Genomic DNA, 16,377 nt, shown 5'->3' with positions numbered 1-16,377 from the left:
ACGGCCGCGCCGGACCCGCTCAGAAGGAATGGGAGACGGGTAGCGAAACGGAGGCCATCGCCGGCGGCATCCCTATGGGCTGCTCGCTCGACGGCCAATGGAACAGCGGCCTGGCCAGGCCGCTCACCGTTGCGCCGGCACGGCAGCGCAATTCCTCGATCAGCGCGTAGAGGCGGCGCGCGTCCTCCCCTGCCCTGTGCCGGCCGAAAGCAAGCGTCTCCAGCGCAGCATCCGCTTCAGCGACGTCGCGAGCCGAAGCGCCGAGCGCAACCAATATCTCTTCGATATGGCCAACGGATGCAGGGACGGGAGTGCGTGCCGCGGCGGCCAGCGTCTTCATCCATTCGGCATCGAGATAGCTGTCCGCGAAGACGCGCGCGCCACGCAGCACCTCGCGCAGTTCCGCGACCACGCGTTCGACCGGCAATCCTTCGACGAGCAACCGATCATGGCTGATCCCGTGCATCGCCTCCGCTTCTTCCGTCCAGCTCCACCCGATCCAGTCCTGATGCGGACGGATCAGCCAGGATCGCGCTGCCCAGCCATTGGTCGCTATGCCGACCTCGATCGGAAAGGACCGGCCGTGAACGGGCAGGCACGAGGCCTCGAAATCTATCGTAACGATTTGCATGGAAACACACTCGGGTGGCAGCGGACAGGGCTGAGCAGCCATGGCGCGAGCCTGACTGACGCAGCATGAACGAAGCTTCGGTCAGCTTGGTTTCGGGATCGTTCGCCGGATAGTCCCCACCGGCCGTCGCGCCGGGCAACCGCATCTCAACTCACTATGGGCCATTCTCTGTTTATGGGCCACGTCGCATCTCTCCTAGACTCGCCCCCGCGAGGATCGAGTGGACCCTTGCTATGACATCGCAGTGACAGCGCCAGTGCGTTGAGGCGGAGCGAGCAGGGGATGCGAGGAAGTGAACCTATATGGCAAAAACTGGCGGGCCGCCGACTTGCGCCCTAAGCAAGGGCCGATGACGCCGCAGCCGCTCCCCGATCCGCCTTCCCCCACCATCCAGGCCGCGGACGCGATGGACGGGATCGACTGGCATGGCGGCAACCGGATCATCAACGGCGATGCCGCTACGGTGATGGATCGGATGCCGGACGGCCTTGCGCATATGGCGGTCACCAGCCCGCCCTATTTCGGCCAGCGCGATTATGGCTCGCAGGCGCAGATCGGCACCGAGCCGACACCCCGCGCCTATGTCGACCGGCTCGTGGCGACGATGCGCTCGCTCCGCCGCGTGCTGCGGGAGGACGGTACGCTGTGGCTGAACCTGGGAGACAAATATGCCGCGGGAGCGCTGCTCGGCATGCCTTGGCGGGTGGCGCTGGCGATGATCGATGATGGCTGGATCCTGCGTTCCGACATCATATGGCACAAGCCCAATGCCATGCCGCATTCCGCAAAGACGCGGCCTACCCATGATCACGAATATCTCTTCCTGTTCAGCCGGTCGGCCGCTTACCGTTATGATGCGGATGCGATCCGCGAGCCGCACCGCACCTTTTCCACGGAGAGCCGGATGAAAGGTGGCCGTGGCCATTTCGGTCTCCGGAACGGCACGCCGGAGGCAGGCAAGAACAAGGGCAACGGCAATCTCCATGACGGCCGCTGGGATCAGGCCTTCCATCCGCTCGGCCGCAACAAGCGCACGGTCTGGTCCGTCCCGCTCGGCAAATATCGCGATGCCCATTTCGCCGTCTTCCCGCCGGCGCTCGTCGAGCCCTGCATCCTGGCCGGCAGTCCTTCAGGCGGCATGGTTCTCGATCCGTTCTTCGGATCCGGGACGACCGGCCTGGTGGCACGCGCGCATGGCCGCCGTTTCATTGGTATTGAGCTCAATCCTGACTATTGCAGCATGGCGTGTACCCGGCTCGAGAACCTCCGCTAGAAGCAGCAGCCGGCGGCACGTCGTATCATGGCTAGGCCATTATCCGGAGACCGAAGCGAGCATGGCTGATCATCATCCCCATGACCATGCCCATCACGGCCACGATCATGGCCATGGCGGCCATGGCCACAACCATGCCGCTGGCGCAAGCGAGAGGATGCTCACCCTCTCGCTGATCCTCACGGCCACCTATCTCGTCGCCGAGGTGATCGGCGCCTTCCTGTTCAACAGCCTCGCCCTGCTTTCCGATGCCGGCCACATGCTCACCGACGTGGCTGCGCTGGTGATCGCGCTGATGGCGATCCGCATCGGCCAGCGGGCGCCGGACGACCGGCGCACGTTCGGCTATCGCCGGCTGGAGATATTGGCGGCCGCCTTCAATGCGGTGATGCTGTTCGTCGTCGCGCTCTACGTACTGATCGAAGCCATAGGCCGCTTCCGCACACCCGAGCCCGTCCAGTCGGGCGGCATGCTCGCGATCGCCACCGTCGGCCTCGTGGTGAACCTTGTCGCCATGCGGCTTCTGATGGCCGGCAAGGACGCCAGCCTCAACGTCAAAGGTGCCTATCTCGAGGTCTGGGCAGACATGCTGGGATCGATCGGCGTCATCGCCGGCGCTCTTGCCATTCGTTTCACCGGCTGGACCTGGATCGACCCCATCGTCGCGATCGGCATCGGCCTATGGGTGCTGCCGCGCACCTGGATGCTGCTCAAGGATACCACCAACGTGCTGCTTGAAGGCGTGCCGGGCGCGCTGAGCCTTACTGACGTGCGGACCGCGATCGGCGACGTGCCGGGCGTGAGCGGCGTGCACGATCTCCACATCTGGTCCATGTCGACCAATGACGTCAGCCTCACCGCGCATGTCGAGATCGAGGATCCGGCGGGGAGCGATGCGGTGCGCAGCGCGGTGCAGACGATGCTGGACGATCGCTTCGGCATCACCCATTGCACGATCCAAACCGAGGCCGAACCCTGCCAGGCAGACCCGCATCCGCACCCCTGAGCGGGAAACTCAGCTGATCTTGCGGGCGATCGCCATCATCATCGCCTTCGGATCGCGATCCGCGGGCGGATCGGTGATGTCGATCGCCACGAAGCGCCGATCGTCGAGGAAAAGCTGCAGCGTGTTGCGATCGCCCGACCAGAGAGCGGCGCGGCCGAGCCCGGAGATCCTGTCCCAGGGCGGCGTGGTACCATCGCCGAGCCGCGCTTCCTCGATCACCGCGTCGGTCAGCGATGGACGTGGCATCTCCCGCGTCAACAGGGCGACCGAAGATCCGTTGGCCAGGGTGTAGAGGCACGTCGATGCCGCGCTTCGCCGGCGGGTCGGGTAGGTGACGTCGGTCAATTCGGTGGTCTGCACCCACGCGCGAACGGCATTCGCCACCTCCTGCCGGTCGATCACCGAACAGGCGGCGGTGGCAAGCCAGCGGCCTTGCATGGGCTTGGCCACATAATCGTCGGAATCGCCTGCCGGGACCGAGGTGCCATGCGCATGCGCGGCGGCGTCAGCGCTCGGCTGGGGCGCGGTGCCACATCCGGCGAGCAGCAGAGGAAGGCCGACTAGGGTCAGCCACAGCCTCCTGCGTGATCCAACCATTGCAAAATGCCTCCACGCGGAAATCGTGCCACGCGATTGGCCTCGCACCTGGCCGTTCGCAAGCCCCGAATGGAGCATCACGGCAAGCGGGAACAAAAACCAGCCGATGGGCACTTTATGGGCACTATTGCAAAGATTCTCGAGGGTGATAGGCTCCCAACCGGTCATCGAAGAATGACGACGAGGAGAGTGGTGATGGAGCGAGTCGAACCGTCACTGTGCCATCTGGGCTTCAGCATGCTCTGCATGATGAGCGGAGCATCTGGCGCGATCGCTGGCTTGGTGATCTTGCTGCTCGTTTGAGCGGCGTACACTGACCGATCATGCGGGATCGGGCTCCTGCCCGCTCTCTCGCTCGAGCATATCCAGGCGATCCGTCAGCCGCCCGAGCAAGGAAGCCAGTCTGACTTGTTCTTCATTGTCGAGGGCGCTGAACACCTGCTCGAAGAAGCGCTGAACCACAGGTTCCGCCCAGGCGACCACCTCGCCGCCCGCCGGCGTGATCGAGATGCGTTTCGCACGGCGATCCTTGGGATCCGGATCCCGCCTGACCAGCCCGTCCCGCTCCAGCGCGTCGATCGCCTCCGTCACGGTCCGGGGTGCGAGGCCGAAAGCGTCGGCAAGGTCTGTCGAGCGCAAAGGGCCGTGTGAACTGATGAAAAGCAGCCACTTGGTCCGCGTGTAGGAAGAGCCTTCGCCCGCAAGCAGTCGATCGACCGCCTTTCGCGATCGCATGACGAGGGTGCGCAACGCCTCACCGAGAGCGGCCGTTTCAGCCACGGAAAAAAAGCTGAGGTTCCATACCATATGGTCTTGCCATATCGGTCGCGACTTGCCAACTGTGCAGCCGCACAATTTGAGAATCTGGGCTCGGGAACACAAAGATGGCGGACGAATCGGAAGCCGGCTCCGGTCCGGCGGATCGCAACGGGCGATTTCGAAGCCCTGCATTCCGCCGCGGCCTTCTCATCGCCGCTGTGGTGGTAATCGTCGCGCTGGTCATCTGGTTGGTTCACTACGAACTGCGCGGCAAATATGTCGAAAGCACCAACGACGCCTATATTCGCGCCGACTCGGTGACGGTCGGCCCAAAAATTTCGGGCTATGTCGAACAGGTCTTCGTGACCGACAATCAGGCGGTGAAGGCCGGCCAGCCGCTCGTCCGGATCGATCCGCGCGACTATCGCGCGCAAACCGCCCAATACCAGGCCCAGATCGACGTCGCGACCGCCAATGCCGACAATGTTCGGGCCACCATCCGCGAACAGGAGGCGGCGATCGCCCAAGCCCGCGCCCAACTGGGCGTAGCCAATAGCGACGCCCAGTTCGCCGCGAACGAAGTGGCCCGCTATACACCGCTTGCCGAAAGCGGAGCCGAAACGCGCGAGAAGCTGTCGTCGCTACGCAACCAGGCGGCCCAGGCCGCGAATACCGCCGCGGCCCAGCGTGCCGCACTCGAAAGCGCGGAGCGCCGCATCGGTTCGCTCCGCGCCCAGGTACGCCAGGCGCAGGCGCAGGGTGAGGCTGCCCAGGCTCAGCTTTCGGCTGCCAACGTGAATCTTTCCTCGACGATCATACGGGCCAGCGTCGACGGCAGCATCGGCGACAAGAGCGTCCGCGTCGGGCAATTCGTCCAGGCGGGCACGCGGATGATGTCGGTGGTTCCGCTCGGCGCCATCTACATCGTCGCCAATTTCAAGGAGACGCAGATCGGCCGCATGCGCCCGGGGCAACCGGCGACGATCCATGTCGACGCTCTGCCCGGCATCGATCTGCGCGGCCATGTCGAGAGCACGTCGCCAGGCACCGGCGCCGAATTCTCCCTGATTCCGCCGCAGAACGCGACCGGCAACTTCACCAAGATCGTGCAGCGCGTCCCGGTCCGCATCGCGATCGATGCCGGCGCGGAGGCGCGCAAGGTGCTGGTGCCGGGACTGTCCGTGACGGTGAAGGTGGACACCATCTCCGCCAAGGGTATCGAAGACGGCATTCGCGACCAGGAGGAGGCGCGTAGCCGCGCACGGCCGTGAGCAGCACAGCCGCCACGACCAGCCCGCATGAGGAGCATGCCGACGCCACCGCCTGGCTCGCCGTCGCGGCCGGCACGCTCGGCGCGCTGATGGCAACGCTCGACGTCTCCATCGTGAACTCTTCCCTGCCGACCATCCAGGGTGAGATCGGCGCGAGCGGAACGGAGGGAACCTGGCTCGCCACCGCCTATCTCGTGGCCGAGATCGTCATCATTCCGCTTTCGGGCTGGCTGGAACGGGTGTTCGGCCTTCGTACCTTCCTGCTCGCCGCCGTCACCCTGTTCATCGGCTTTTCTATGGTGTGCGGCTTTTCCAATTCGCTGCCGATGATGATCATCGGACGCGTCGGCCAGGGTTTCACCGGCGGTGCGCTGATCCCGACGGCGCAGACCATCATCGCGACGCGATTGCCGCGCTCCCAGCAGCCGATCGGGAGCGCCCTGTTCGGATCGACCGCGATCCTCGGTCCGGTCGTCGGGCCGATCACCGGCGGCTGGCTCACGGAGAATGTGAGCTGGCATTATGCCTTCTTTCTCAATCTTCCGATCGGCATCGCGCTGATTGCGCTGCTGCTGGTCGGGATGCCGCACCAGAAGGCGCGGCTGGACCAGCTGCTCCAGGCCGACTGGCTCGGGATCCTCGGACTGATGTTCGGTCTCGGCGGGCTCACCGTGGTTCTGGAAGAGGGCGAGCGCGAGCAGTGGTTCTCCTCCCCGACGATCATCTGGCTCACCATCATGTCCGCGGCCGGCTTCCTCTGCCTGTTCGCCGGGCAATATCTTGCCAAGAGGCCGGTGATACGCCTGTCGTTGCTCCGCGACCGGCAGTTCGGCAGCGTGGTGATGATGGCCACGGCGGTCGGCATGGCGATCTACGGAACATCCTATACGATCCCGCAATTTCTTGCTGCAATCTCCGGCTACAATTCACTCCAGTCGGGCATGATCGTGCTGCTGTCCGGCGTGCCGATCATCCTGATGATGCCGTTCACGCCCTGGCTGATCCGCTCGCTAGACATTCGCGCTGCCGTCGCCTTCGGGTTGAGCGTCCTGGCGATCAGCGCCTGGCTGGAAACCGACCTCACGCCGCTGTCGACCGGCGGGGCATTCGTGGACTCCCAGCTGATGCGCGGCGTCGGCTCCATCTTCGCGATGATGTTCCTCAACCAGGCAGCGATCCGGTCTGTCTCACGCGAGTTGGCGAGCGACGCCGCCGGTCTCCTCAACGGCGCGCGTAACCTCGGCGGATCACTCGCATTGGCGGGCATCGCCGTCGTGCAGGATCAGCGCTTGTGGTTGCACAGCCGCCGGATCGAAGAGTCGATGTCCGCCAACAACGTCGGCGTGCAGGATTATATGGCCGGGCAAGCCCAGGCGCTGGGCGGATATCCCTCGGCCTATCGCGCACTGGAGGGATCGATCCAGACGCAAGCCCTGACCATGACCTATATCGATCTGTTCTGGCTTTTGTCGGTCGGCATCCTGTTCGTCATCCCGCTCGTCCTCTTCCTGCGGCCGCTGCCCAAGGGCGGTGAGCCGGTCGCTATGCATTGAGATCCGCCATGCGCACTCGTTCGCTTTTTCTCCTCTTTGCGCTGGCCGGCTGCACCGTCGGCCCCAATTATTCGGGACCGCCCACAATAGCCCCCAATGCGGCAGCCGGGCATGCCTTCGTTCGCGCGGGCGACATTCCGGTCGACAGCCGGGCGCCGGCTTCGCGCTGGTGGGCCAGCCTCGGCGATCCCCTGCTCGACCAGCTCGTCGACCGGGCAGTCGCGAACAATCCCGATCTGGAGGCCGTGCGTGCGCGGCTTCAGCAAGCGCGTGCCTCGCTCCGCAGCGAGCAAGCCAATCTCCTGCCCAAGGCTGACGCCACCGCACTCTATGCCCATGCCCGTATTCCGGGCGTCGATCTGAATCAGTCCAACGGCTCGAGCGGAGACGGAACGGACAGCTCCGGCAATTCCAGTGGATCCGGCGGCGCCTCCGCGCTCAACCTCTACAATGTCGGCTTCGACGCCAGCTGGGAGGTCGATCTGTTCGGCGGGCAGCGCCGCAAGGTCGAGGCCGCCCGCGCCAGCACGGAGGCGGCCCAGGCGAATATCGACGATGCCATCGTCAGCCTGACCTCCGAAGTGGTGCAGGCCTACGTCAATCTGCGCGATCGCCAGCGCCGCATCGGGCTCAATGCGGAGTCGGTCGCCAAACAGGAGCAGATGCTGAGCTTGACCCGGCAGCGCTTTGACCGCGGCACGGCCTCGCGGCTGGACGTCTCCCGCCTCCAGACCCAATTGGACAATAGTCGCGCAGACAATGTGCCGCTGAAGGCCGAGATGGAAGCCTATCTCAACGCCCTCGCGACGCTGGTGGGTGAAGAGCCCGGCGCGCTCGACGATCAGCTTCGTACCCCGGCCGCCGTTCCCCTGCCCCCCGCGCAGGTCGCGATCGGCGATCCGGCACTGCTCCTGCGCCATCGGCCCGACATTCGCGCTGCCGAGCGGACGCTTGCGGCGGACACAGCCAAGATCGGCACGGCCGAGGCGGCCCGTTTTCCGCGGCTCAGCATCATGGGTATCATCGGCGTCGGCGGTACCAGACCCTCGGATCTCACCAAGCTCGACGACTTCACGCTGCTCGCAGCGCCGCAGCTGAGCTGGAGCTTCCTGGATTTCGGCCGGACCAAGGCGCAAGTCGATCAGGCCAAAGGCGTACGCGCCGAAGCGGAAGCGCAATATCGCTCCAAGGTGCTGGGCGCGCTGCGCGATGCGGAAGATGCGCTGGCCCGCTTCCGCTATCGGCGGGTGACTGTCGCGACGCTGGCCCGGGCGAAGGCCTCAGCCGATCAGGCGGCAGCATTGAGCGCCGATCGCTACAAGGCCGGCACCACGACACTCATTGATCTGCTCGATACCCAGCGCCAGCAGATCGCTGCCGAGCAAAGCCTCTCGGTGGCCGAGGCGGGCCTGACCACCGACTTCGTATCGATCCAGAAGGCCCTCGGCCTCGGCTGGAACTAAAACCGGAGGGGCCACGATGGCCGATGAGGCGTTTACGCCTTTTCGGTGAGGATGGTTTGGATCTTGGCGGCTACCAGTCGCTCCGGTCGTCTAAATCACCGCCATCGGAAAAGCCGTCGCCATAATTGTTGACGACGACTTCCTCGGGGCGATCCAGAAAACCCTGGCCGCCACCGAACATGCTGCCGCCCTGATGGCGTCCGAACAGGCCGGAAAGCCCGCTGAACAGCATTTCTCCACCTGCTACGCCAGCCGCCATCGTGCCGGCACTGCGCAGAAAACTGCCCAGTCCGCCTCCACCTGAGAAAATTCCGGGCCGTGGCTCGGCTGCATAATCCTGGGGATAGCTTTGATAGGGTTGCGGCGGGCGGCTGTCCCACGGTCCCGGCGTTTGCGGTGGAAGGAAGCTTGCCGAGGACACCGCCGGAGGCTGAAGCTGCCGCTCCAGATCGGCGATACGATCCTGTGCGGTATGGAGCGCCTGATCGGCCAGAATAGCATGTTGGACGAGCAGATAAGCCGCATCCGGGTTGGCAGCGAGTGCCTGATGGATGAGATTGTCGGCCTCTCCATCTTTTGGTCCGCCGCGCGCGGCGACCAAATCGTCCAGAAAATGGGAAAGCAAGATGCGTTCGTCTGGCGTCATCGGAACCTCGATATCATGCCCGCGCTCTTAGCGTTCGGCAGAGGGCGCACGTCTGGCGGAAGGTAATGGATTGGGGGCTACCAGCAGCGACGCGTGCGGACATACCGTCCGGCCCAACCGTCCCAGCGATCGAACACACGGCAATGTTCGACATAGTCATAAGCATAAGCGGGCGGCGGTGGCGGGGCATAATAAACGACGCGTGGCGGCGGGGGCGGCGCGTAGCCCTCATAATAATAATGCCGATGGGGATGATCCGATGCGATCGCCGCGCCCAGGCCTGCGCCGACGAGGCCGGCGACGACTGCTGCTCCGGCGTCGCCATGCGCTTCGGCGGGAGCCACCGTTCCCACACCCAACAGGGCGACCAGCGCGCCTGCCACTACCACCTTTGACACTCGACTCATGGAAGCCTCCAGTTCCAACGTCTCTTGGATGGTGGCGGACATGCCTGAACCGGCTTGAATGGAATGAAAACGCTATCGCCAGCCGATATTCATGAACATTGCAGCGCCGTAATCACCGTGTCGCAATGCCGACAGGTGAAGGCATCGCCAAGCGATCGGCGCAGGCCAGTCAGCGTCGAATGTCCGGAATGTGAAGCAGCTGAAGAGCAAGAACCCCTGCCGATCCTGAGGATCGCGGAGATAATGGCGCGCCCGGAACGATTCGAACGTCCGACCCTCAGATTCGTAGTCTGATGCTCTATCCAGCTGAGCTACGGGCGCGTTGGAAGCGCGCTCATAGAAGGGGTTCGCGCAGGACGCAAGCCCGTTGCGGACATTGAACGACGATCTTAGAGCAGAATCCATGTCTCACCGCCTCCGGTCCCTGCTGCTGCTCCCATCGACGCTGCTTCTGCTCGGCGGCTGCACATTGTCCTCCAAATATCCCTCCCTCGCGCCCCGGCCGATCGAGCAGGTCGGCTTCGACACCCCACCTCCACCTCGACCGGTTCCGGCCCGCGAAACGGATTCGGCGCTTGAGGCACAGGTAGCGGACCTGATCGGCGAGGCTCGTCGCGGCGATCGTCTGTTTCAGGACGCGCTTCCTTCGACGCGCGAGGCGGTAAGCCGGGCCGGCGGCGCCGGCAGTGATCCTTGGCTGGATGCGCAGCAAAGGCTTACGGCACTAGAAAGCCTTCGTAATCCGGTGACGGCGTCGCTGGATCAGCTCAACACCCTGCTCAGCGAAAAGCAGAAGCTCGACACGCCGCCGGACACCGACTCCCTCGAAGCCGCGATCGTGGAAGCCGGAAAGCTCGATGCAGCCGAGCAGGCCGAGGTGCAGCGGCTCGCGGGCATGCTGCCGCAGCCCTGATCAAGCCCGCGGCCCTTCGCGACGCGGGCCGCGGTCGGCGCGCGACCCAGTTCAGAGCCGATACGCGACCGTGAGGCCCATGGTCCGCGGAGTCCAGCTGCGCTGCATGAACAGCAAGGCTTCGGTATCGAAGCGAGTGCGCGACAGCAGCGGCGCATTGTCCAGCAAATTGTCCACGAACAGCGAAACGTCCGCCGGCCCCATGCGCACGCCGGCCCGCGCGCTCAGGAAATGCGTGGCGCTCGGCGCCACATTGGCGGAATCATAGACCTCGGTTTCCGGATCCCGATCGGGCGTGAGCCAATGGTTGCGGCTCGAATAATCATAGTCCGCGCGGACATAATAGCGCCGCTCGACAGGTCCGAACTCATATTCGGCGCCCAGGCTCAGCGTCCAGGGATGCCCCTCTATGGCATCGCCCTTCGCAGCGATGATGCCGCCGCTCCCGCTGCTGCCGGCGTGCGCCGTAGTCACATAGCGCGCGTCCGTATAGCCGACCGCCGCGGTCAGGGTCAGGCCATCGACTGGCCGAAAACTCGCCTGCAGGTCGAAACCCTTGGCATGCACGGTACCGAGATTGTCGGTATATTGGATCGAGCAACTCGGCAGCAGCACCGATTGCTGGATGTTGTTCCAGCGGATGAAGAAGGCGCTCGCCTCGACATGGAGCCGGCCTCCGAAAAGGCGGTTCTTGGTGCCCAATTCGAAGCTGCTGACCGTGTCGCTTTTATAGCTGGAGGGCGGGTTTTCGATGCCGAAGTCGACAAGGCTCTGCGCGCAGATGTCGAGCGGCACCGGCGGGCTCGCGCCGCCGACCCGATAGCCCTTCGCCCAAGTGGCATAGAGCATGTTGTTCCGGTTCGGCTGCCACGTCAAGCCAACTTTCGGGGTTAAGGGATGTTCGGTGGTGGCGCCCGATGCGCTGGAAAAGCCGCCATTTTGCGGACCGTCCGCGAAGTTGGAGAAGGAGAAGCGCGTCCTTGCATAGCGCAGCCCGCCGTTGATCTTCAGCGTATCGGTAATGCGCCAGCCAATATCGAAATAGCCTGCAATCTGGCTGTCACGCCCATGGGTCTGGTTGGTATAGCTGTCGACGCCCTGATAGAGCGGCGCTCCGAAATAATCCTCGATGCTCGTTCCGAACAGCAGCGGGAAGATGTCGTTGGCCATCGGATCGCGCAGATGCTCCTCGCTGCGCTGGCGATTGACCTGATAGAAGAAACCCACCGTCCAGTTCACACGCGCATTGGGATTGCTCGACTGCAGGCGGACTTCCTGGGTGAAGTTGCGTTGCTTGTTGGTGACGAGGCCCTGCGCGGCATAGAATGGCAGCGCCTTGTTGATCCCCGTCGAAGTCAGCAGCGGCGGGGAATCTGCCGGCAGCAGGCTCTGATAGAAAGTGAGATTGAGAACTGTGGCGTCATAGCCGCTCAGATTGTCGCGGCGGAACCAGGAGGTGTTGCTGATCAGTTGGACGCCGCCCAGATCATATTCGATCTTGAGCGAGGGAAGCCAGAAACGGTCCGGCATATGCTGGAGTTCGGGCGTCCCGATCTTGAAGACGCCCTTTCCCGGATCCGAAATTCCCGGCCAGAAGATGCCGCTGTCATTTTGCACGCGTCGCTGAAAATGAACCGAGGGCGTGATCGATAGTTCGGATGTGGGTTGCCAGCCGAGCGCGGCATGGATGACGGTGACATCGCTGCTATTGGTGTTGCGGCTCGTGATCGCACCGGTCGCGTTGTCGACATGGTCCACATAACCGCCATCACGGCGATGCCAGGCGCTGATCCGGAAACCGAGCTTGTCCCTGATGATAGGGCCCCCGATTGCCGCGCCGCCTTCATAGTTGAGGCCGCCGTGCTGAATGCCGGCGATCTCGGCTCGGGCATAGCCATGCCAGTTGTTGAGGCTGGGCGCCGGCGTGATGTAGCGAACCGTCCCGCCCTCCGATCCGGCGCCGAACAGCGTGCCTTGCGGCCCACGCAATACCTCTACCCGCTCCAGATCGAAGATCACGGGCAAGGCATTGTCGGAATCGAAGCCCAGCGTACGAACCTGGATCGGCGTATCGTCGATGTAGATGCCGGTCGTTCCGGCGCCCGCTGCCGACGCGATACCGCGGATGGCGACATTGTTGCCGTCCTGCTGATAGGCCACGCCGGGCGTGAAGCGCGCAATGTCCGCGATCGACTTGACGCCCCGTTCGTCCATCGATTGCTGGGAATAGGCGCTGACGCTCAGCGGTACCCGCGCCAGCGGCAGAGCCTGGCGGGTCGCGGTCACCACGATCTCGTCAATCGCTCCCACACGGCTGTCCGCGGTCCGCGGTTGAGCTGCCGTCTGTGTCGCAGCGCTGATCGCCAATAAGGAACCCGTGAGTCCGAGAGCCACCCTTTTCACACCTGATCACCCGAGCTTGCCCGACAATAAACGGGTGATGATCGGCGGCTCATACCGCTCGTCCCACCTCATTACCCGGCAAGGCCTAGGAGAACTTATCTACAATTTGGTTAATAGGTTTTCAGTTTGGGGGAAATGGCACACCTATTCAGCGCAGGTCGAAGACCGCGCCAATCGCTATCCAACTACCTCGTTTTCCTGGATTTTAATTGCCGTTCAGGCGCCGAGGAGGCGTGCCGCATGCACGGCATGATAGGTTAGCACGCCCGAGCAGCCGGCACGCTTGAACGCCATCAGTGTTTCGAGAACGAGCGCATCGCGATCGCCGGCACCGGCTGCCACCGCAGCTTCGAGCATCGCATATTCGCCCGACACCTGATAGGCGAAGACGGGAACCTGGAAACGCTCCTTCACCCGACGGCAAATGTCGAGATAGGGCAGGCCCGGTTTCACCATCACACTATCCGCTCCCTCGGCGAGATCGAGCGCGACTTCGCGCAGCGCCTCTTCGCCATTGGCCGGATCGAGCTGATAACTCTTCTTGTCGCCCTTCAATATGCCGCGCGACCCCACCGCATCGCGGAACGGCCCATAGAAGGCGCTCGCATATTTGGCGGCGTAGGCCATGATCTGGACGTTATGGTGGCCGCTTTCCTCCAACTCACGCCGGATCGCGCCCACACGCCCGTCCATCATGTCGGACGGTGCGATGATATCGGCGCCGGCTTGCGCCTGGACGAGCGCCTGCTCGACCAGCACGGCCATCGTCTCGTCGTTGAGCACATAACCTTCTTCATCGACGATGCCGTCCTGGCCATGCGACGTATAGGGATCCAGCGCCACGTCGGTCAGCACGCCGATGCCCGGCACGGCGTCCTTGATCGCCTTGATTGCCCGGCACATCAGATTGTCGGGATTGAGCGCTTCGCCGCCGTCTTCGCTGCGAAGGTCCACCGGCGTATGCGGAAAAAGCGCGAGGCACGGGATGCCGAGCGCATATGCCTCCTTCGCCCTGGTGGCGATGAGATCGACCGACCAGCGCGAGACGCCAGGCAGAGTGGTGATCGGCGTCTCCACGGCGCGCCCTTCGGTGACGAACAACGGCCAGATCAGATCGGCCGGAGTCAACACGTTTTCCGCGTGGAGGGCCCGGCTCCAGGTGGAAGCGCGCGCGCGCCGCATGCGGAGGGCGGGATAGGAAGCGGTGGTCATATGCGGGCTTTTTAAATCGGTTTCTTGCGTCCGTCATGATGGAACTTGCCGATCCACACGGCAAGACGGCATCAGCCTTTCAGGCGCTTCGCGTGCCAGCGCAGATGATCGTCCATGAAGGTCGAGATAAAATAATAGCTGTGATCGTAACCCGGCTGCAACCGAAGGGTCAGCGGAATTCCCGCTTTCTCGGCAGCCTCAGCCAGCAATTCTGGCTTGAGCTGTCCTGTGAGGAACGTGTCGGCATCGCCCTGATCAACGAGGATGTCCGGCACGCGCGCGCCATCTTCGATCAACGCCGTGGCGTCATAGGCGCGCCAGGCCGTTCGGTCCGGACCGACATAGCCGGTCAGCGCCTTCTCCCCCCAAGGGCAGCGTAGCGGGGAAGCGATTGGCGCGAAGGCCGATACCGATCGGAAACGGGCCGGATTTTTGAGCGCGATTGTCAGCGCGCCATGCCCGCCCATGGAATGGCCGGTGATAGCCTGAGCGCTCATATCGACAGGGAAATGGGCTGCGATCAGATCGGGCAATTCCTCGACTATATAGGAATACATCCGGTAATTGGCCGCATAAGGCTCCTCGGTCGCATCGACGTAGAAGCCGGCGCCGAGCCCGAAATCATAGGCGCCATTGGGATCATCCGGCACGCCCTCGCCGCGCGGTGAGGTGTCGGGCGCAACGAAGATGAGGCCGAGTTCCGCACAGGCGCGACGGAACTCGCCTTTCTCCGTCACATTGGCATGTGTGCAGGTCAGGCCCGACAGATACCAGACGACCGGCATTGTCTTTCCGGCTTCGGCCTCCGGCGGCACGAAGACGGAAAAGGTCATGTCCGTCCCGGTGGCCGCGGAGGCATGCTTGTAGACACCCTGGATGCCGCCGAAGCTGCGATTGGTGGAAAGCGTCTCGATGGTCATGCGCGTCTCCGCCGGCGGCGGAAACGCGCCGCCGGTTCTATCTGAACACGAAGCGATAGAGCAGGATGGAAATGGCGATCGGCGGGGAGAGGCAAAGGACTTCGATCGTTCAGTAAATCACCACCGATCGGATGGACTCGCCCGCATGCATCAGATCGAAGGCACGGTTGATGTCCTGCAGCGGCATGGTGTGCGTGATCAGATCGTCGATGTTGATCTTACCGTCCATGTACCAGTCTACGATCTTCGGCACGTCCGTGCGTCCGCGTGCGCCGCCGAAGGCCGAGCCTTTCCAGACGCGGCCGGTGACGAGCTGGAACGGGCGTGTCGCGATCTCCTGCCCCGCTTCGGCGACGCCGATGATGATCGATTGGCCCCAGCCGCGATGACAGCATTCGAGGGCCTGGCGCATCACCTTCACATTGCCGGTGCAGTCGAACGAATAGTCCGCACCGCCGCCCGTCACGTCGAGGATCGCCTGGACGACCTTGTCCATCCCCACTTCGTTCGGGTTGATGAAGTGGGTCATGCCGAAACGCTCGGCCATGGCGCGCTTGCCGGGGTTGATGTCGACGCCGATGATCTTGTCCGCGCCGACCATGCGGGCGCCCTGGATGACGTTGAGGCCGATGCCGCCGAGGCCGAAGACGACGACATTGGCGCCGGGCTCCACCTTGGCGGTGTAGATCACGGCGCCCACGCCCGTGGTGACGCCGCAGCCGATGTAGCAGATCTTGTCGAAGGGCGCGTCCTCGCGGACCTTGGCGACGGCGATCTCGGGCATCACCGTGAAGTTCGAGAAGGTCGAGCAGCCCATATAATGGTAGATGGTCTCCGAGCCGAGCTTGAAGCGGCTGGTCCCGTCCGGCATCAGCCCCTGGCCCTGGGTCGAACGGATCGAGGTGCAGAGGTTGGATTTCTGGCTGAGGCAGGTTTTGCACTGCCTGCATTCCGGCGTGTAGAGCGGGATCACATGATCGCCGACCTTCACCGACGTGACCCCCGCCCCGACCTCGCGCACGATGCCCGCGCCCTCATGGCCGAGGATCGAGGGGAAGATGCCCTCCGAATCCTTGCCTTCCAGCGTGTAGGCGTCGGTGTGGCAGACGCCCGTCGCCATGATCTCGACCAGCACCTCGCCCGGCCGGGGGCCGTCGAGATCGACCTCATGGATTTCCAGCGGCTTGTTGGGCGCGACGGCGATCGCGGCACGGGTCTTCATCGGGGCGTCTCCGAGATGGACTTTTGCTTCACCCCAGGTGCGGGGCGCCGCCTGACCTATCCGTTCCATATTTGACAAGTCAACTGAGTCGGGAAACAGTG

General features: G+C 63.8%; 15 protein-coding genes and 1 tRNA gene. 6 read left to right on the top strand and 10 right to left on the bottom strand.

The window, feature by feature from the left end:
• Window positions 1-19: 19 nt before the first annotated feature.
• Window positions 20-631, bottom strand: coding sequence for a 3'-5' exonuclease family protein (locus GQY20_RS11510; protein ID WP_198350920.1), 612 nt, complete (start codon window positions 629-631; stop codon window positions 20-22).
• Window positions 632-980: 349 nt separating this feature from the next.
• On the opposite strand from GQY20_RS11510, the gene GQY20_RS11505 reads away from it, so the two are divergent.
• Both GQY20_RS11505 and GQY20_RS11500 read left to right on the top strand, forming a co-directional pair.
• Complete coding sequence (locus tag GQY20_RS11505) at window positions 981-1,904, top strand: DNA-methyltransferase (RefSeq protein ID WP_232476002.1); 924 nt, start codon at window positions 981-983, stop codon at window positions 1,902-1,904.
• A 61-nt stretch (window positions 1,905-1,965) separates the two neighbouring features.
• The gene (locus tag GQY20_RS11500; RefSeq protein ID WP_232476001.1) at window positions 1,966-2,910 is read left to right on the top strand and encodes a cation diffusion facilitator family transporter; all 945 of its coding nucleotides are present in this window, start codon (window positions 1,966-1,968) and stop codon (window positions 2,908-2,910) included.
• A 9-nt stretch (window positions 2,911-2,919) separates the two neighbouring features.
• Here the strand turns inward: GQY20_RS11500 and GQY20_RS11495 are convergent, their stop codons facing one another.
• Window positions 2,920-3,507, bottom strand: coding sequence for a hypothetical protein (locus GQY20_RS11495; protein ID WP_157217206.1), 588 nt, complete (start codon window positions 3,505-3,507; stop codon window positions 2,920-2,922).
• Between the two features lie 321 nt (window positions 3,508-3,828).
• Window positions 3,829-4,287, bottom strand: coding sequence for a MarR family winged helix-turn-helix transcriptional regulator (locus tag GQY20_RS11490; RefSeq protein WP_232476000.1), 459 nt, complete (start codon window positions 4,285-4,287; stop codon window positions 3,829-3,831).
• A 104-nt stretch (window positions 4,288-4,391) separates the two neighbouring features.
• On the opposite strand from GQY20_RS11490, the gene GQY20_RS11485 reads away from it, so the two are divergent.
• The 3 genes from GQY20_RS11485 to GQY20_RS11475 are packed head-to-tail and all read left to right on the top strand — an operon-like array spanning window position 4,392 to window position 8,553.
• Window positions 4,392-5,537 carry an HlyD family secretion protein gene (locus GQY20_RS11485; RefSeq protein WP_157217204.1) on the top strand — a complete coding sequence of 382 codons (1,146 nt, stop codon included), beginning with the start codon at window positions 4,392-4,394 and terminating at the stop codon, window positions 5,535-5,537.
• Entirely contained in the window at window positions 5,534-7,090 is a 1,557-nt protein-coding gene (locus tag GQY20_RS11480) for an MDR family MFS transporter (RefSeq protein WP_198350919.1), read from the top strand. The genes GQY20_RS11485 and GQY20_RS11480 overlap by 4 nt, the downstream gene beginning before the upstream one ends.
• 8 nt (window positions 7,091-7,098) lie before the next feature.
• A complete protein-coding gene (locus GQY20_RS11475) occupies window positions 7,099-8,553 on the top strand; it encodes an efflux transporter outer membrane subunit (protein WP_157217203.1) in 1,455 nt (484 codons plus the stop codon).
• A gap of 70 nt (window positions 8,554-8,623) precedes the next feature.
• On the opposite strand, the gene GQY20_RS11470 is transcribed toward GQY20_RS11475, so the two are convergent.
• From GQY20_RS11470 to GQY20_RS11460, 3 genes are all read right to left on the bottom strand, one after another.
• Entirely contained in the window at window positions 8,624-9,199 is a 576-nt protein-coding gene (locus GQY20_RS11470) for a DUF2076 domain-containing protein (protein ID WP_157217202.1), read from the bottom strand.
• Between the two features lie 77 nt (window positions 9,200-9,276).
• A complete protein-coding gene (locus GQY20_RS11465) occupies window positions 9,277-9,606 on the bottom strand; it encodes a hypothetical protein (RefSeq protein WP_157217201.1) in 330 nt (109 codons plus the stop codon).
• Window positions 9,607-9,850: 244 nt separating this feature from the next.
• Window positions 9,851-9,927: transfer RNA gene (locus GQY20_RS11460), tRNA-Arg, on the bottom strand.
• Window positions 9,928-10,009: 82 nt separating this feature from the next.
• On the opposite strand from GQY20_RS11460, the gene GQY20_RS11455 reads away from it, so the two are divergent.
• Entirely contained in the window at window positions 10,010-10,519 is a 510-nt protein-coding gene (locus GQY20_RS11455; RefSeq protein ID WP_157217200.1) for a hypothetical protein, read from the top strand.
• A gap of 51 nt (window positions 10,520-10,570) precedes the next feature.
• Here the strand turns inward: GQY20_RS11455 and GQY20_RS11450 are convergent, their stop codons facing one another.
• The 4 genes from GQY20_RS11450 to GQY20_RS11435 form a co-directional block, all read right to left on the bottom strand.
• Window positions 10,571-12,829, bottom strand: coding sequence for a TonB-dependent receptor (locus tag GQY20_RS11450; protein WP_232475999.1), 2,259 nt, complete (start codon window positions 12,827-12,829; stop codon window positions 10,571-10,573).
• 309 nt (window positions 12,830-13,138) lie between these two features.
• Window positions 13,139-14,134, bottom strand: coding sequence for a porphobilinogen synthase (gene hemB, locus GQY20_RS11445; RefSeq protein ID WP_157217198.1), 996 nt, complete (start codon window positions 14,132-14,134; stop codon window positions 13,139-13,141).
• A 71-nt stretch (window positions 14,135-14,205) separates the two neighbouring features.
• Complete coding sequence (gene fghA, locus GQY20_RS11440; RefSeq protein WP_157217197.1) at window positions 14,206-15,054, bottom strand: S-formylglutathione hydrolase; 849 nt, start codon at window positions 15,052-15,054, stop codon at window positions 14,206-14,208.
• Window positions 15,055-15,163: 109 nt separating this feature from the next.
• A complete protein-coding gene (locus tag GQY20_RS11435) occupies window positions 15,164-16,276 on the bottom strand; it encodes an S-(hydroxymethyl)glutathione dehydrogenase/class III alcohol dehydrogenase (protein ID WP_157217196.1) in 1,113 nt (370 codons plus the stop codon).
• Between the last annotated feature and the right edge of the window lie 101 nt (window positions 16,277-16,377).

Source organism: Flavisphingomonas formosensis (genome assembly GCF_009755815.1).
GTDB classification, from domain to species: Bacteria; Pseudomonadota; Alphaproteobacteria; order Sphingomonadales; family Sphingomonadaceae; genus Flavisphingomonas; species Flavisphingomonas formosensis.
This window is presented reverse-complemented; position numbering and strand designations above follow the sequence as displayed.